Annotated in this window: 16 protein-coding genes; 10 read left to right on the top strand and 6 right to left on the bottom strand. The window is 73.5% G+C overall.

Going from position 1 to position 14,691, the window contains the following annotated elements; translation table 11 throughout:
• Positions 1-152: 152 nt before the first annotated feature.
• The 3 genes from QFZ71_RS00205 to QFZ71_RS00195 form a co-directional block, all read right to left on the bottom strand.
• Positions 153-656 (bottom strand): GNAT family N-acetyltransferase, encoded by a 504-nt coding sequence (locus QFZ71_RS00205; protein ID WP_307666196.1) that lies wholly within the window; start codon positions 654-656, stop codon positions 153-155.
• Between the two features lie 59 nt (positions 657-715).
• Positions 716-2,749 carry a regulator gene (locus tag QFZ71_RS00200; protein ID WP_307671294.1) on the bottom strand — a complete coding sequence of 678 codons (2,034 nt, stop codon included), beginning with the start codon at positions 2,747-2,749 and terminating at the stop codon, positions 716-718.
• A 136-nt stretch (positions 2,750-2,885) separates the two neighbouring features.
• Positions 2,886-3,956: an LLM class flavin-dependent oxidoreductase gene (locus QFZ71_RS00195; RefSeq protein WP_307671293.1), complete on the bottom strand. Its 1,071-nt coding sequence runs from the start codon at positions 3,954-3,956 to the stop codon at positions 2,886-2,888.
• 298 nt (positions 3,957-4,254) lie between these two features.
• On the opposite strand from QFZ71_RS00195, the gene QFZ71_RS00190 reads away from it, so the two are divergent.
• From QFZ71_RS00190 to QFZ71_RS00170, 5 genes are all read left to right on the top strand, one after another.
• Complete coding sequence (locus QFZ71_RS00190; RefSeq protein WP_307666195.1) at positions 4,255-4,959, top strand: alpha/beta fold hydrolase; 705 nt, start codon at positions 4,255-4,257, stop codon at positions 4,957-4,959.
• 2 nt (positions 4,960-4,961) lie between these two features.
• Positions 4,962-5,165: a hypothetical protein gene (locus QFZ71_RS00185; RefSeq protein ID WP_307666194.1), complete on the top strand. Its 204-nt coding sequence runs from the start codon at positions 4,962-4,964 to the stop codon at positions 5,163-5,165.
• A 137-nt stretch (positions 5,166-5,302) separates the two neighbouring features.
• Positions 5,303-5,842 (top strand): DUF6630 family protein, encoded by a 540-nt coding sequence (locus QFZ71_RS00180; protein WP_307666193.1) that lies wholly within the window; start codon positions 5,303-5,305, stop codon positions 5,840-5,842.
• 175 nt (positions 5,843-6,017) lie between these two features.
• Positions 6,018-6,179, top strand: coding sequence for a hypothetical protein (locus tag QFZ71_RS00175; RefSeq protein ID WP_307666192.1), 162 nt, complete (start codon positions 6,018-6,020; stop codon positions 6,177-6,179).
• A 597-nt stretch (positions 6,180-6,776) separates the two neighbouring features.
• Positions 6,777-7,514, top strand: a complete 738-nt coding sequence (locus QFZ71_RS00170) for a 1-acyl-sn-glycerol-3-phosphate acyltransferase (RefSeq protein WP_307666191.1) — start codon at positions 6,777-6,779, stop codon at positions 7,512-7,514.
• A 7-nt stretch (positions 7,515-7,521) separates the two neighbouring features.
• On the opposite strand, the gene QFZ71_RS00165 is transcribed toward QFZ71_RS00170, so the two are convergent.
• A complete protein-coding gene (locus QFZ71_RS00165) occupies positions 7,522-8,115 on the bottom strand; it encodes a DinB family protein (RefSeq protein WP_307666190.1) in 594 nt (197 codons plus the stop codon).
• A gap of 340 nt (positions 8,116-8,455) precedes the next feature.
• On the opposite strand from QFZ71_RS00165, the gene QFZ71_RS00160 reads away from it, so the two are divergent.
• Complete coding sequence (locus QFZ71_RS00160; protein ID WP_307666189.1) at positions 8,456-9,244, top strand: VOC family protein; 789 nt, start codon at positions 8,456-8,458, stop codon at positions 9,242-9,244.
• Positions 9,245-9,264: 20 nt separating this feature from the next.
• On the opposite strand, the gene QFZ71_RS00155 is transcribed toward QFZ71_RS00160, so the two are convergent.
• On the bottom strand, positions 9,265-10,125 hold the full coding sequence (locus tag QFZ71_RS00155) for an endo alpha-1,4 polygalactosaminidase (protein WP_307666188.1): 861 nt from the start codon (positions 10,123-10,125) through the stop codon (positions 9,265-9,267).
• Between the two features lie 14 nt (positions 10,126-10,139).
• Between QFZ71_RS00155 and QFZ71_RS00150 the strand changes: the two genes are divergently transcribed.
• From QFZ71_RS00150 to QFZ71_RS00135, 4 genes are all read left to right on the top strand, one after another.
• Positions 10,140-10,424: a hypothetical protein gene (locus QFZ71_RS00150; RefSeq protein WP_307666187.1), complete on the top strand. Its 285-nt coding sequence runs from the start codon at positions 10,140-10,142 to the stop codon at positions 10,422-10,424.
• Between the two features lie 301 nt (positions 10,425-10,725).
• The gene (locus QFZ71_RS00145) at positions 10,726-11,670 is read left to right on the top strand and encodes a ScbA/BarX family gamma-butyrolactone biosynthesis protein (RefSeq protein WP_307666186.1); all 945 of its coding nucleotides are present in this window, start codon (positions 10,726-10,728) and stop codon (positions 11,668-11,670) included.
• A gap of 15 nt (positions 11,671-11,685) precedes the next feature.
• Positions 11,686-12,531 (top strand): NmrA family NAD(P)-binding protein, encoded by an 846-nt coding sequence (locus QFZ71_RS00140; protein WP_307666185.1) that lies wholly within the window; start codon positions 11,686-11,688, stop codon positions 12,529-12,531.
• 312 nt (positions 12,532-12,843) lie between these two features.
• Entirely contained in the window at positions 12,844-13,530 is a 687-nt protein-coding gene (locus QFZ71_RS00135) for a ScbR family autoregulator-binding transcription factor (protein WP_307666184.1), read from the top strand.
• 116 nt (positions 13,531-13,646) lie between these two features.
• Here the strand turns inward: QFZ71_RS00135 and QFZ71_RS00130 are convergent, their stop codons facing one another.
• On the bottom strand, positions 13,647-14,576 hold the full coding sequence (locus QFZ71_RS00130; RefSeq protein WP_307666183.1) for a helix-turn-helix domain-containing protein: 930 nt from the start codon (positions 14,574-14,576) through the stop codon (positions 13,647-13,649).
• Between the last annotated feature and the right edge of the window lie 115 nt (positions 14,577-14,691).

Here is a 14,691-nt window from a genome sequence, read left to right as displayed (position 1 = left end):
ACCCGGCGTGCCCCTTTTCGGGGTCGTGGCGACGGTTCGTGGCCCGCTCCGGGGGCCTCGCGGAGGTCGCGCCGGGACGGCCGGGGCATTCCCGGCGCCGGCCGTGGCGTGTGCCGCGAGCCCGGCACCATCCGAACGAAGACCCGCGCCGTTCAGCGCGCCGAGGGGACGCCCCCGCTCAGGTCCAGGGCGTACCGGTGGCCGGGGCGGTCGCCGAACATGACGTCCTCCACCGGCTCGAACCCCGCGCGCGCCAGCACCGCGCGGGAGCCCGCGTTGTCCAGCGTCGTCTCGGCGCGCAGGGCCGTGAGCCCGTACTCCCGGACCGCCAGGAGACAGATCTGGCGCACCGCCCGGGTGGCCAGCCCTCGTCCCGCCGCCTTCTCCGCCATCCGGTAGCCCAGCTCGGCCGAACCGTCCCGCACCTCGACGAGGTTGATCCTGCCGAGGACGCCGCCGTCGCCGTCCTCGACGAGGTGGAGGTGGTGCAGCCCGGCGTCCTGTTCGGCGAGCAGGACGCGGTGGCGTTCGGCGAACTCGGCGAAGTACAGGTCGCCCCGGTCGGGGATGGAGGCGGCGAAGTAGGCCCGGTTCTCCCGTTCGAAGGCGAGCAGAGCCTCGGCATGATCGGCACGGAGGCGGCTGATGATGGTCATACCGGGATCGTAGGCGCTGTTCTCCGGACGTACCGAGGCCTGGCGGCGGGAGGTCCCGGTCATCCGGGGAGACCGCGCTCCAACGCGTGCGCCAGTCCGCGTTCGGCGTCGTCCGCCGAGGCGCGCCGGTAGGCCAGCTCGTACGCCGAGTCGCCCGCGGCCTGCCGTGCCCGCAGCTCCCACTGCTCGCGGATGGCCCCGAGTTCCGGGGTGCCGCGATGCGGGTGGCCGATCATGCGCCAGTACGTGTGCCCCGTACCGGAGGCACGGGCCGCGGCCACTCCGTTCCCCTGGGCGGCGATGGCCCCGGCCAGCAGATCGAGGCCGAGCGCTATGCCGAGACTGTCGTGCAGCTCGTGCTTGCCGGCGAGCATCGCTCGGGCATGGCTCTCGGCATGGCGGGGCCGGCCCTGGAGCAGGTGGATGAGGGCGAGCTGGTGATCCGCGTAGGCCCGTGCCCAGTGCTCGCCGAACCGCAGGCTGATCCGCTGGAGCCGCATGGCCTCCTCGTACGCCTCGTCGAGCCGGCCCAGCGCGGACAGGGCGAAGAGGCGTATCACCCGGCAGCGCAGCTGCGAGGGCGCGTCGGCGGGGTCGCCCGGGTGGTCGAGCAGGGCGCGGTCGCTGACCGAGTACGCGGCGAGCGGCCGGCCCATCATGAGATAGGTGAAGCTCACGGAGTGGGTCGCCAGGAGCACCGCCTCGGGGTCCCCGTCACCCTCGGCCGAAACCCGGCACTCCTCGCCGACGCGGCGTGCCGACTCGTGGTCCCCCTGGAGGGTCAACGTGATGCCCAGGGCCCAGAGCGCGCGGGTGCGGTGCGGTCCGGTGGACAGCGGCAGGGCGAGCACCCGTTCCAGATACGAACGGGCTTGGTGCAGATGGCCGCAACAGCTCCAGAACAGACCTGCGCAGCCGGCCATCTCCATCGCCATCTCCGGGTCCTCGGCCAGCAGATGGTCCAGGGCCGCGCACAGATCCGCGTGGGTGTCGGCGATCCGGTGGTACCAGAGGACCTGCGACGGCCCGAGCCAACCCGCGTACGCCTGCACGGCGACGTGGGCGAAGTGCCGCGCGTGCCGGTCCGAGATGAGCACGTCCTCGGCCAGCTCGGCGAGCCACATCGCACCGTACTCGCGCAGTGTGTCCAGCATCCGGTAGCCGCCCCCGGTCCGCCGGAGCACCGACTGGTCGGCCAGGCGCTCCAGGACCGGGGCGACCGCCGCGGCCTCCAGCGGGCCGCCCGCGCACACCGCCTCCGCATCCGCGGCCATGATGACCCCGCGGAAGACGGAGAGCCGCGCCCACAGCAGCCGCTCCAGCGGAGCGCACAGTTCGTGGCTCCAGCCGATCGTGGTGCGCAGGGCACGGTGGCGGCGGGGCCAGACGGTGTCGTCGGTGAGATTCTCCATCCGGGAGGCCAGCCGCCCGGTGATCTCCCGGGGGCTGCTGACGCGCAGCTGGGCACAGGCCAGTTCGACGGCGAGCGGTATGCCGTCGAGCCGCCGGCAGATCTCGGCGACGGCGGTCGCGTTGCCGGGATCGTCGAGCGAGAGGTCCGGGGCCACGGCGGCAGCGCGCTCGTGGAAGAGGCGGATGGCATCACCGCCGTCGTCCCCCGCGGAGAGCGGGGGTACCTCGACGCACCGCTCGTCGGCCGTGCCCAGCGGCACCCGGCTGGTGGCCAGCACCGTCAGTCCCGGAGCCGCGGCGAGCAGTTCGGCCACGAGTTGCGCACAGGGGCCGGCGATCCGGTCGCAGCAGTCGAGGACGAGGAGCAGCCGCCGGTCGGAGAGCCACTCGGCCAACGCGGCCACCGGGTGGCGGTGACTGTGGTCCAGCAGTCCGACGCCGTCGCAGACCGTGGTGGCCAGCAACTCCTCGTCCTGCAGATGGGAGAGATCGGCCCACCAGACGCCGTCCGCGTAGCGCTCGCGGGCACGCTCGGCTGTGCGCAGGGCCAGCCGGCTCTTGCCGACCCCGCCGCTGCCGGTCAGCGTGACCAGCCTATGATCTCGAAGTGCCCGTTCGACGCTGACCAGTTCGCTGTCGCGGCCGACGAAACTGGTTGTCACGACGGGGAGGTTGCCCATCACGGGGACATCCTGCCTCGCTGTGGCCCACTGCCTCCGTTCATAGCGAAAAGCAGTCAGAAACGGCCGACAATGCATCCCAGACGGTCGTCGATGTGCGTAAGGCGACAGGTAGCGGGGGAGCGGTGGCGGCACTTCAGGGGCGGTCGGTGCCGATGGTGCCTGTGATGCCGGTGGTGCCAGTGATGTGAGGACTTCCTGTGCTGCCCGTGGTGCCAGAGGTGGCGGTGGTGTCTGCGGAGTCGATTACCGAGGCCAACGACTCCAGCGCTCCCACCGGGTCGGGGCCGACCGGGGCGAGGACGGTGTCGGTGACGCCGGCCGCCCGGAGTCCGGCGAGGCGGCCACGGGCCTCCTCGGGGGTCCCGGCCACCGCGAGCCGCGCCACCCAGTCGTCGGGCAGGCGGTGCGCGAACTCCTCGCGGCTCGCGCTCCCGGCCCGCAGCTCGGCCAGCGCGTCGGCGAACGGGAGCGGTGCGATGTGCGGGTGCCAGTCGGGCTCGCCGATCCACTCCAGTCCCGGCCGGGCGGCGGCCAGGGCAGCGGCCCGGTCGGAGGCGACGGAGGCGACGCTGTACGCGACCAGACGGTGGCGGCCGTCGGCGGCGATGTGCCCGAGCGCCGTCCGAGCGTACTCGGGGGAGACCGGCTCCGCGAGGACCGTACCGTCGGCCACCTCGCCGGATACGGCCAGGGACTTGGGGCCCCGGACGCCGGCGAGGATGTCCGGTACGACGTCGGGCAGCGCGCTCGGATCGAGCCGCACGTCGTCGAGGCGCACGTACTGGCCGTGCCGCCGCGTGAGTTCGCCGCGCAGCAGTGCCCGCAACGCGTCGACGTACTCGTGGAGGAAGGTGAGCGGGCTCCGGGGCCACTGGCCGACACTGCGCATCCAGTGGGGCATGCCATGACCCACCGCGACGTCGACCCGGCCGGGAAAGAGCTGGGCGAGGGACGCGATCTCCAGCGCCGCGAACGCCACGTTGCGGGCTCCGGCGGGCAGCAGACCGATGCCGACCCGGACCCGGTCGGTGGAGGCCAGGACGGCGGCGGCCTGCGCGACTCCTCCGCGGAAACCGAGATCCTCGACCACCCACACGGCGTCGAACCCCAGCGCCTCGGCCCGGCGCGCATACGGGAGGATCTGGTCGGCGGGCAGATCGCGTGGCAGCAGAACGCCTACGGCCGGGCCGGGGGCGTCGGCGATGGGGAACGCACAGGTGCTCTCCTTCGGTCGTAGGCCGGGTGGCGGCGATGAGCACCCCCGCCGCCCGGCACCTGTCCTGCGAAGGTAGCGAAGCGGCGACGGCCGGCGGGACGTCAGGCTCGCGGACGACGTCGGGCGGGGGCCGGTGCGACGGTCGGAGAGGTGGTGTTCCGCCCCTGCGGTACCGGGGTACGAGGCCGTGTCGCGCCCCTGAGGCACGGCGGTCGGAGGCCCTGCCCCCTCCCCGGGGCCCGGCGGCCGGGGAGGCGGTGTCCTACCCCTGCGCTACGTTGCTGGCATGACGCAATTCGTACTCGTGGCGGGGGCCTGGCTCGGAGCATGGGCCTGGCGCGACGTGGAGCCCGACCTGCGCGCGGCCGGGCACGGGGTGCACCCCCTGACCCTGTCCGGCCTCGCGGACAGGCAAGGGACGGCAGCGGGACAGCAGACGCACGTCCAGGACATCGTCGACGAGGTCGAACGCCTCGGCCTCCACGACGTGGTCCTGGTCGGGCACAGCTACTCCGGCATCCCGGTCGGACAGGCGGCCGAGCGGATCGGCGACCGGCTCGCCCACGTCGTTCTCGTCGACTCCGACGTCCCGGCCGACGGCGAGTCGTTCCTCTCCGGCTGGCCGGACGGCCGGACGGGCGTGGAGGCGGCCATCGCCGCCAACGGCGGGCTCTGGCCGCCGCCGACCGCCGCCGACTGCGCGGACCAGGGCCTCGGCGACGAACAGATCGCCCGGCTGCTCGGCGGTGCGACACCGCACCCCGGCGCCACCCTCACCGAACCGGCGACCCTGGCCCGCCCGCTGGGCCTGCTGCCGGCGACGTACGTCAAATGCCTGCTCGACGGGCCCGAGCCAAACCCCGCCGTGGCCGAGCTGTTGACGAGCGAGCGGTGGAAGCTCGTCACCCTGGACACCGGGCACTGGCCGATGTTCTCGCAGCCGCGCGAACTCGCCCGGATCCTGCTCGACGCCACCGGAAGGGGCGTGTGACGATGCCGGCCTCATCCGGCCCGGAGCGGCGCACCTCGGACGAAGCGGTCACGGAGCACCCGGAGATCACCTACATCGGGTGCGCCCGGTGCGGGACCCTGATCGCCGGCCTCGACGGACGCTACGCCTGTTCGGGCTGCGGCTGGGTCAACGAGTGGACCGAGGGCCACCGGCCTTTGCCCGAGGCCCGGCGGCGCCACGACTGAGCCGTCCGCCCCGCACACCGAGGCCCGCCTCCACGGGCCACGCCCCTCACCGTTCACGGCGCTCCCTGTGCGCCGTGAACGGCACCCCACCGGTACCGAAGACCCGGCGGCCGCCAGGCCGCGGAGGAGAGCACACCATGTCCGACCCGCACGACGCCGACACCGTCCGCGCCTCCCTGGCCCGGATCGCCTCGATGCTCGCCCCCGCCCATCCCGGCGTCGCCGAGGAGGTGCTCCGAGCCCACGACGACCCGAACGGCTACGTGAGTGCCTTCGAGGACCGGCTGGAAGAACGGGGCATCGACGAGCCGGTGGACAATCTCGCCTGGATCGCGCTCATCGACGCGCTCACCGCTCGCGGGCTGCTCGCGGAGTTCGACTGGAAGGAGGACGGGGAGGAGATCCGGGCCCAGCTGACGGCGCTGGAATCGCGGCCTTCCGGGGACCCGTGGGCGCTCTTCGAGACCACGGAGACGTCCCTGCCGACCTACGACTTCCTGCACGCCTGCGGCCGCCACTACCGCGAGATCGGCGCGGCTCTGGCCGTTCTCGACATCGATTCCGACTGCTACCCGGTGGTGGGCCTGCGAGCAGCCCGTGCCGACGAGCTGACCGCGCTCGCCGACCGGGCCGGCTTCACCGTGGAGCACCTGGGCGCCGGGCACTCCGGACCGTGACGAATGCGCCGCGCGGGCCCGCCAGGGGCGGCACCGGGCGCCGTTCCAGCAGGTGCGACGGAGGTCCGCGCGCCGGAACGGAATCGCGGCCGCCACCGCCCACCACGTACACTCGCCCCCGCCTCCGCCGACCGGCAGAGGCTTTCCGCACCCGACCGACGGGGAAACGAACCGTATGAGCTCCGCAGACAGCACCGAAGCACCGATCTACGCCGGCCTCGTGGAAGAGCAGGGCGATGTGCCCGCCGAAGTACGCCGCGTGGCCGAGGAGGTCCTGCGCGAGGCCGGCCGCGCCATCGACTTCGGTACCGCCAGAACGACCGCGGCGGCCCGCTAGGAGACGCCGTGCGGAGCACGTGCGGCTTTCCCCCGGCACCGGCCGACTGGGCGTCCCCGGAGCGAGCCGGAACGCGGGTTCGCGGCCGCCCGAGGGCGGACCCGCCCGGCACCGGACGCCACGCGTCCTGAAGCCGTCGCCATATTCTTGCGTTCGTGGCGCGCCGGCGTGCCGAGCGACCGGCGCGGGCGGAGCGCGTGAGGCCGCGGTACGCCGGGCGTCCGACACCGCTCGCTGCCACCGAGGCCCCGCGTCCGGCACCCGCCGCCCCCGCTCCGGCGGCCGTGCTCCGGTGAGCGGTCCACGCAGCCGCGTGGAGAGCGCTCCCAGCCGGCCGCCTCGGGCGTCAGGCCGCCGCCCCGAAGCCACGCGTGCCCCCCCAGCCGCCGCACCGGCCCCGCTCCGGCCTCGTCGCACGGCGCCCCGATCCTCAGGGGACCGCTGGGGGGTCGCCCCATCCCGCTTGAGTACGCGCACTCAGGCCCCGCGCCCCGGCCGCCACGACGATGAGGGCAGAGCGGGCCGAGCCGTGAGCGGCGGGTCCGCCCGCACCGCCGCCACCAGGCGGCCCCGCCCGCCGGACCTTGGGGAGTTTCCGTGCTCAGCCGCATCGCAGCCGCCGTCGTGCCCTCGCTCGGACACCTCACGGTCACGTCCGACCGCGCCACGGCCCCGGCCGCCGGCAGCATCATCGTCGCCAACCACACCTCCCTGGTCGACCCGGGCATCGTCCTCGCCGCCCTGCGGCGCCTCGGCGTCGAGCCCGTCGTCATGGCCACCGCCGGCCTGTGGCGCATCCCGGTCCTCGGCCGTCTGCTGGAGCGCGGCGGCCACGTGCCCGTGCACCGCGGCACCGACCGGGCGGCGGCCGCGCTCGACACGGCGGCGCTCGCGCTCCGGGACGGCCGTCATCTGCTGATCTACGGCGAGGGCCGGCTGCCCTGCCGCACCGACGCGGCGGAGGCCCCGCCGGAGAGCTTCCGCAGCGGACTCGCCCGCCTCGCCCACGCGTCCGGAGCCCCCGTCGTACCGCTCGGTCAGGCGGGGGCTCGCCGAGTCAGCTCGGGCCCGTGCGTCAAGCAGATCTCCGGCTTCCTCACCGCCCCGGCCCGCCGCCCCCGGCTCCACGTCCACGTGGGGGCCCCGCTGCACCTGCCACCGGAGGTCGGGGCGGCGACCGCCGCAGCCCGCGCGGCCGTCACCGCCGCCTGGCGCACCGCCACGCACAGCATCGGCGAACCCGCGGAGCTCGCCGACGGGGACCAGCCCTGCGGAGAGGGAGTGTCCGGCGGATCCCGGCCGGGCCCGCGACACCCGGCACGATCCGCACGGTAGGCCCTGGTCAGCCCGACGCTTCAGCCTCCCGCGCCGCCTGTTCCAGACGCTGCCGGTACTCCTCCCACCAGGCTGCGTCCTCCGGCGGAATGTTGTCGTTGCCCGCCTGCAGCCCGGCCGACCCGTCGATGAGCTCCCGTACGACATCGGCGTGCCCCGCGTGCCGCTGGAGGTCCGCGATCACATGGACCAGGATCTGGTGCAGCGTCACCCGCGCTCGCTCCGCGGGCCACCACCGCACCCGGCCGGCAGCGTCGAGGGGCAGCGCGGCGATCGTGGCGTCCGCGTGCTCCGCCACCCGCCTGTACAGCGCGAGGACGTCCTCGCGCGATTCGTCCGACCTCGCCCACATGTCCTCGTTCGCCTCCGCGTCGTCCGAGAACGCGTGGGGCGTGTCGGCGAACCGACGGTCGAACGTCTCGCCGAAATACCCGAGCTCCACCCCCGCGGCGTGCTTGACCAGCCCGAGGAGATTGGTCCCCGTCGGCGTGAGAGGACGGCGGACGTCGTACTCGGAGAGCCCTTCGAGCTTCCACAGGAGAGCGTCGCGGGCGGATCGCAGATAGCGCTGGAGATCAGCCTTCGGCTGCTCGGAGATCATGCGGTCAGTCTGTCACCGGCCACTGACACCGCCCCGGGGCCGGTGAGTGGGCAACCGGGGCACGCCCGCCGGCCCCGCTGCGGAGCCACCGGGCGCCCTCGGGCGGTGGCGAGAGACGTCGACCCCGGGGGACCGGCGGGTGCGTACCCGGTCCGTTCCGGGGTGCGGCCCGGGTGGCGGAGGCGACCCCGGCGGCGTAGGTATGGAGGCGTGTCGCTCCGGAGGGCGCGTGACGCCCCGGAGCGCACCGGCCCGCGAACGGCCGGTGACCACCAGCCCACCCGCCGGACCGGTGCCGGAACCCGGCGGCCGACCGGCGGGGACGAGGAGACGGATCCCGATGACCGCGCCCGAGCAGACCACTCCCGTGCACGGCACTCCGTGCTGGGTCAGCCTCATGACACGGGACCTGCGGGCCGCCCAGGACTTCTACGGAGCGGTTCTCGGGTGGACGTTCCGCTCCGGCACTCTCGGCGAGGGGTTCTCCGTCGCCCACCTCGGCGCCGTCCCCGTGGCCGGCATCGGCCGGATCGCCCCCGGTCTGCCCACCGTCGTCTCCTGGACCCCGTACTTCGCCGTCGCGGACGTCGACACCGCCGCCGCACGGGTCCGTGAACGAGGCGGCACGATCGCCGTCGGCCCGATCCGGCTGGGCCCCGGCCGGGGAGCGGTGGCCGCCGACCGGGAAGGGGCCGGTTTCGGCTTCTGGGAGGGGCGTACACCGCCCTGGTCGCTCGGCCGCGACAACGCCCCGGCCTCCCTCGAACTGCGGACGAGCCACGCCTTCGACTCCGCGATCTTCTACGCCGAGGTGTTCGGCTGGGCGTCCGAGGAGCCCGGCGGATGCGACGTCGGCTACGCCTGCCGGGAGGACGCCGTCGTCGTCCGCCAGGGCGGTCACACCGTGGCCACCCTGCGCGGCGGCGGGGACGCGTCCTCGGCGGACCCCCGGCTGCGCCCGCGCTGGCACGTCCGCTTCCGCGTCGCGGACCTGGCAGCGGCCACCGCGACGGCCCGAGCGGCCGGCGGATCGGCCGGCCCGCCGGTGGACTCGCCCGCCGAGGGGACCGAAGCGGTGATCAGGGATCCCGAGGGCGGCATCTTCACGGTCTGCGCCCACCCGGCCTGACCTCCGGGCCCCGCACGGGCTCAACAGACCCGGTACACGTGACCCGGCCGGCCGGCCGGGAGGACGCCGAGATCCCGGCGCACCACGGACACCTCCGCCCCCACGGACGCGCACGCCTTGGCGAAGTCGCGGTCCGTGTACTCGACGACGAACACCCGGTCGTCGTACGCGGAGGCGAAGTCGCCGCACTCGCCGTACCGGCCGCACTCCTCGACGACGGCGAAGTCGAACCCGATCTCCTTCCGCCGCTCCAGCAGGTCGGTGGTGTTCTTCTGGCCGATCGCCAGCCCGGCGGCGTGCGCGCGGTCCGCCAGGAGCTCGGCGAACGCCGCGTTGTGCGCCGGGGTCAGCAGGCCGTCGGACCGCTCGTAGGAGTCGAGGTTGTCCGGCTCCACCGCCTGGAAGCCGGACGTGGCACAGCCGTCGATCCAGTCGCCGACGATCTCCGCCAGGCGGGTGCGCTTGGCCGCGGTGGAGGTGTCGAGCAGGGCCTCGCCCCACGCGTCGTCCTCGACCGGCTCGCCGTCGGCGTCGCGCAGCAGCAGGTCGGGGCCGTTCTCCCGCCACCAGTCCAGTGCGTCGGGCTGGGCCTGGAAGGCGTTGACGTAACAGACGTTGTAGAGGCCGTCCGCCGGCTCGGCGCCACGGTCACGGGAGACCGCCGCGACCCCGGCGGGCGGGGGGTACGCGCCCCCGAGCTGGTAGTCGAAGCGCACATGCGCCGTGGGCGGCACGACCTCGGGCGCCGCGTCGGCCGCGGAGCCCGTGACGGCTGCGTGGGACAGGAGTAGTCCCGCCCCGGCCGCGGCCGCGGCCCCGCCGGCGAGGGCGGCGAGGGCGCGCTTGCGGCGGAGCAGAGGGCGGACGGCGTGGTGGGGCATGCGTACTCCGGGGCGTGGGCTTCGAAGGCGTACTCCAGGGCATGGGCTTCGAAGGCGGGGACGAAGTGGTGACGGGTGCTCTCCTGCCGGAAGGACGCCCCGGCGGGGTCGAGGCCCTGAGCCTGGTGGTCCATGGACAGGCGGACGCCCGCACGGGCGAGGAGACTGGTCCGCAGGCGGGTGCCGAACAACATCCCCCCATCGATGGGTTCCTGGAGTTCGCGTGCCCGCCCCGGAACGGTTCGGGCCGGTTCCCGGCCCCCGAGAACGCCGAGCGTGAAATGTTCCTCGGACGATAAAGGGAAATGGAGAACATTTTTCATGACGCCCGTGCTTTTCGTTATCAGGGTGATCTCCGCGGTTCGGCAGCCGAATTTATTGAATGTTCGTGCCGCTGTCACCAGGATTGTCCGGCGGTCGTGGATCGCCCCATCCTCCTCGGTCATCCCGCCTCCTTTGCTGGACAGCGGCCTGGAAGCGCTTGTGAGACATGGGGTCAAGGACTGCCGAGGATAGAAAAAAAACCGCCTAGTCTGTATCTTATCAGCGCACGTGCATCGCAGGAACGGCTCGCCATTCCCATGACCCCTGGGGGGAGTTATGCCCGAAGCAGCAGTCTTGATCGATCCGGTGCCGGTCATGGATGCGGAGGCCGAAGTGGCGCATCCCGTGGGGATCGACATGGTGCACCGGACCCGGTCCGAGGACGCCTTTCCGCGCAACTGGATGCGCCTGGCGCACGATCGGTTCTCGGTGACGGCGGTCCTCCCGCACGATCACGTGTTCTTCGCCCCTGTCGGCGGCGACCGGCATGACCCGCTGCTGGTCGCCGAAGCGATGCGGCAGTCGGCGATGCTCGCCTTCCACGCCGGGTACGGCGTACCGCTGGGGCACCACTTCCTGCTGTCCGGCCTGGACTTCACGTGCCATCAGGAGCACCTGAGGGTCGGCGGCGCCCCTGCCGAGGTCGACGTGGAGGTGTACTGCTCCGACCTGAAGTGGCGCGGCGGACAGCCGGTGGCGGGGCGCGTCGCGTGGACGGTGCACCGCGACGGAGGACTGGCGGCGACGGGCGTGGGGGTGACCCGCTTCACCCGCCCGGAGGTGTACCGGCGTATGCGCGGCGACACCCCCGCCGCAGGTATATCGATACCGGCCGCTGCGCCCGTCCCCGCAGCCCTGGCGGGCCGGAGCAGGACCGAGGACGTGGTGCTGTCGGAGACCGGCCGGGACGGGCAGTGGGACCTGCGGGTGGACACCCGGCACCCGACGCTGTTCCAGCGCCCCAACGACCATGTTCCGGGCATGCTGCTGCTGGAGGCGGCTCGCCAGGCCGCCTTCCTCGCGGTGGGGCCCGCCGGCATCGTCCCGGCCCGGACCGTCAGCCGGTTCCACCGGTACGCCGAGTTCGCCAGCCCGTGCCGGATCGGGGCGGTGGTCCAGCCCGGAACGGCCGCAGATACGGTGACGGTCCAGGTGACCGGGCATCAGGACGGCGAACCGGTGTTCACCGCGGTCCTGTCCGGCCCGCGGGCCCACGGCTGAGGGGGTGATTCGCAGGTGATCCTCGTGACGGGTGCGACCGGAGCGGTGGGCCGCGAGGTCGCCGCACTGCTGGCGGCTGCCGGCCCCGTGCGGATTCTCGCGCGCCGCCCCGAACGGCTCAGGGTGACCGGGGACGGGGTCGAGGTCGTCGCGGGGGCGTACGCGGACCGGCGGGCCCTCGACCGGGCGCTGCGGGACGTCACCTCCACCTTCCTGGTGACGAACAGCCCCACCGAGCCGGACGACGAGCGGGTCGCCGAGGCGGCGGCCGATGCGGGCGTGCGCCATCTGGTCAAGCTGTCCATGATGGCGGTGGAGGAGCCGGGCGCCGACGACTTCATCACCCGGCGTCTGCGCGAGAACGAGCGGACGATCCGGGAATCGGGGGTTCCCTGGACGTTCGTCCGCCCCAGGACGTTCATGTCCAACACGCTGTCCTGGGCGCCCGGCATCCGGTCCGAAGGCGTGGTGCGCGCGCTCCACGGCGACGCGCCGGTCGCCTGTGTCGACCCGCGCGACGTCGCCGCCGTGGCCGTGGCCGCCCTCACCGGTACGGGGCACGAAGGCAAGGCGTACGCCGTGTCGGGGCCGGAGGCGATCACCGCGCGGGAGCAGACGGCCGAGCTCGCGCGGGTGCTGGGGCGGCCGCTGCGCTTCGAGGAACTGGGTGTGGACGCCGCGCGCGCTGCCCTGCTGGCGAAGTATCCGCTGCCCGTGGCCGAGGCGTTCCTGGAGAGCGCGGAGCGGCAGCGGGTGGGCGCCAAGGCGGAAGTCACCACCGCGGTCCGGGAGCTCACGGGCCGTCCGGCCCGGCCCTACCGCGTCTGGTCGGCCGATCACGCAAGGTCGTTCGCGGCGTGACAGACCGATGCGCGGGTGATCGGGAGGCGGAATCCCGCTGACGCGTCACCACGGACCGCGCGGATGGGCCGGATGACGCGCATCGTCCGTTCCGTTCCGCTTCCGTCGCGCCGTGTCTGTCGGATTTCCGTCGCACGGCATGGATGTGGCCGGAATGCGGCCAGGACTCTCCGTCGTACTCCTCCGTTCCCTGGAAAACCGACCGACTAGTTGGTTGGATAACTCCATGACGCCGTCCCATCGCTCCGGCGTGGAGCCCTCGACCGGTCCCGGTCCTGCCGCCGACCGCTTCTCCCCTGCGGGGAGCGCCCGGTGACCAAGCAGGAGCGCGCCGCCCGTACCCGGCAGGCCCTGATCCGCTCCGCCGCCGCCGTCTTCGAGCAGCACGGTTACGCGCAGGCGCGGCTGGTGCTGATCAGCTCCGGAGCGGGTGTCAGCACGGGTGCACTGCACTTCCACTTCGAGAACAAGGCCGCCCTGGCACAGGCCGTGGTGGCGGAGGCGTCCCAGGGGCTGCGCGACCTGTCGGCCGCGATCCGGCGCAGGACGGACAACGCCCCGCAAGCACTCGTCGACATGTCGCACGCTCTGCTGGGGCGGCTGCGGGACGACCCGGTGAGCCGGGCCGGGTTCAGGCTGAGCTGCGACGGGGACAAAGCCGCCGTCCCGGACCTGCGGCTGGAGTGGCACCACCGGGTGCGGGAACTGCTGGACGAGGCGGCCGTCGCCGGCACGCTCGCCGAAGGCGTCTCGCGGGAGGACGCGGCGGCGGCGACCGTCGCCGTCACGGCCGGGTTCGAGGCGCTCGGCCGGAACGACTCCGTGTGGCTGTCCCCGCACGCGCTCACCGGCTTCTGGCAGTTGCTGCTGCCCCGGCTCGTCACCCCGGAGACGCTGGCGCTCATGCACCCGGCAGGCACCGGTACGGGGTCCTCGGCCCGTGGTTCCGCCCTCGCGGTGCTCGCCGGGAGCACGGCGGAACCGGTGAAAACCGACTGACCGGTCGGCCGGGGGCGACGATCAGGAGGAGCCCCGGCCCCGTACCTCAGCCGACGCCAGGGGAGCGGGGCCTCGCAGAGCGCCGGGCCCGAACCCGCGCTCACGCGCCGTCCACGTCACCGGCCGTCGGCCGGGCCTCGCTCCGCACCGTCGAACAGGTCCATCCGGACCGCGTCGGCCCCCCAGCTCGCCAGCAGGCGCAGGCCCCCGGCCGAATCCGAACCCGGCTCCGCGTGGTAGGTCACCAGATGCTGCTCCTCGTCGTCGGGGAGGTTCAGCGTCTCGTACGCCAGGGTCAGCTCCCCGGCGAGCGGATGCCGGACGAGCTTGGTGCCGTGCCCCTTCTCCTTGACGTTGTGGGTGGCCCACAACCGCCGGAACTCGTCGCTCTTGACCGAGAGTTCGCCCACCAGCGCCGACAGCTCCGGATCGTCGGGGTGGCAGCCCGCGTACAGCCGCAGGTAGCTCACCATGTCCGACGCCTTGGAGTCCCAGTGCACGAACAGGTCCCGGTAGGCGGGGGAGAGGAACACCAGGCGCGCCCAGTTGCGCTCGGCGGGCGGCAGCGCGCCCCAGTCGCCGAACACCGCGGCTGCCATCGGATTCCAGGCGAGGATGTCGGAGCGCGCCCCGGTCACGTACGCGGGGATGCCCTCCATGCTGTCGAGGAGATACAGCAGCCCGGTCCGCACCCGCTGCACCCTCGCCGGACGGCGCTTCTTCTTGTGCCGCGCCGGCCGCGCCAGATGGGTCAGATGCGCGTGCTCGGCGTCGGTGAGCCGCAGCGCACGCGCGATCGCGTCCAGCACCTCCGCCGACACGTTGCGCCCGTTGCCCTGCTCCAGACGCGTGTAGTACGCCACGGACACCCCGGCCAGCTGCGCCAACTCCTCGCGGCGCAGGCCCGGTACCCGGCGGTGCCGGCCGAACTCCGGCAGCCCCACATCCTGCGGCTGGAGCCTGGCCCTCCGGGTCCGCAGGAACTCGCTGAGCTCGGCGCGCCGGTCCAGCGGCTCGGGGGAGGCTGCCTCCGGCTGATCGTCCATGCCTCCATTATTCCGCCGGCGCGCGGTCGTAGGCCGCCGAGCCTGTCCCCGCCAGTAGTAGGACCGCTGGACATAGGTACAACGGTGGCCTGGGTGGATACCGCCCGAGGTGTGA

Source organism: Streptomyces sp. V2I9 (genome assembly GCF_030817475.1).
Classification (GTDB): Bacteria; Actinomycetota; Actinomycetes; order Streptomycetales; family Streptomycetaceae; genus Streptomyces.
Note: the sequence above shows the minus strand (reverse complement) of the source record. Positions and strands in the feature narration are given on the sequence as shown.

What these genes read in the sequence shown, in the direction of transcription:
- QFZ71_RS00145 (WP_307666186.1), top strand. Translation starts at nt 10,726, where the DNA reads ATGCCCGAAGCAGCAGTCTTGATCGATCCGGTGCCGGTCATGGATGCG.
- QFZ71_RS00205 (WP_307666196.1), bottom strand. Translation starts at nt 656, where the DNA reads ATGACCATCATCAGCCGCCTCCGTGCCGATCATGCCGAGGCTCTGCTC.
- QFZ71_RS00155 (WP_307666188.1), bottom strand. Translation starts at nt 10,125, where the DNA reads ATGCCCCACCACGCCGTCCGCCCTCTGCTCCGCCGCAAGCGCGCCCTC.
- QFZ71_RS00160 (WP_307666189.1), top strand. Translation starts at nt 8,456, where the DNA reads ATGACCGCGCCCGAGCAGACCACTCCCGTGCACGGCACTCCGTGCTGG.
- QFZ71_RS00180 (WP_307666193.1), top strand. Translation starts at nt 5,303, where the DNA reads ATGTCCGACCCGCACGACGCCGACACCGTCCGCGCCTCCCTGGCCCGG.
- QFZ71_RS00175 (WP_307666192.1), top strand. Translation starts at nt 6,018, where the DNA reads ATGAGCTCCGCAGACAGCACCGAAGCACCGATCTACGCCGGCCTCGTG.
- QFZ71_RS00185 (WP_307666194.1), top strand. Translation starts at nt 4,962, where the DNA reads ATGCCGGCCTCATCCGGCCCGGAGCGGCGCACCTCGGACGAAGCGGTC.
- QFZ71_RS00190 (WP_307666195.1), top strand. Translation starts at nt 4,255, where the DNA reads ATGACGCAATTCGTACTCGTGGCGGGGGCCTGGCTCGGAGCATGGGCC.
- QFZ71_RS00200 (WP_307671294.1), bottom strand. Translation starts at nt 2,749, where the DNA reads ATGGGCAACCTCCCCGTCGTGACAACCAGTTTCGTCGGCCGCGACAGC.
- QFZ71_RS00165 (WP_307666190.1), bottom strand. Translation starts at nt 8,115, where the DNA reads ATGATCTCCGAGCAGCCGAAGGCTGATCTCCAGCGCTATCTGCGATCC.
- QFZ71_RS00130 (WP_307666183.1), bottom strand. Translation starts at nt 14,576, where the DNA reads ATGGACGATCAGCCGGAGGCAGCCTCCCCCGAGCCGCTGGACCGGCGC.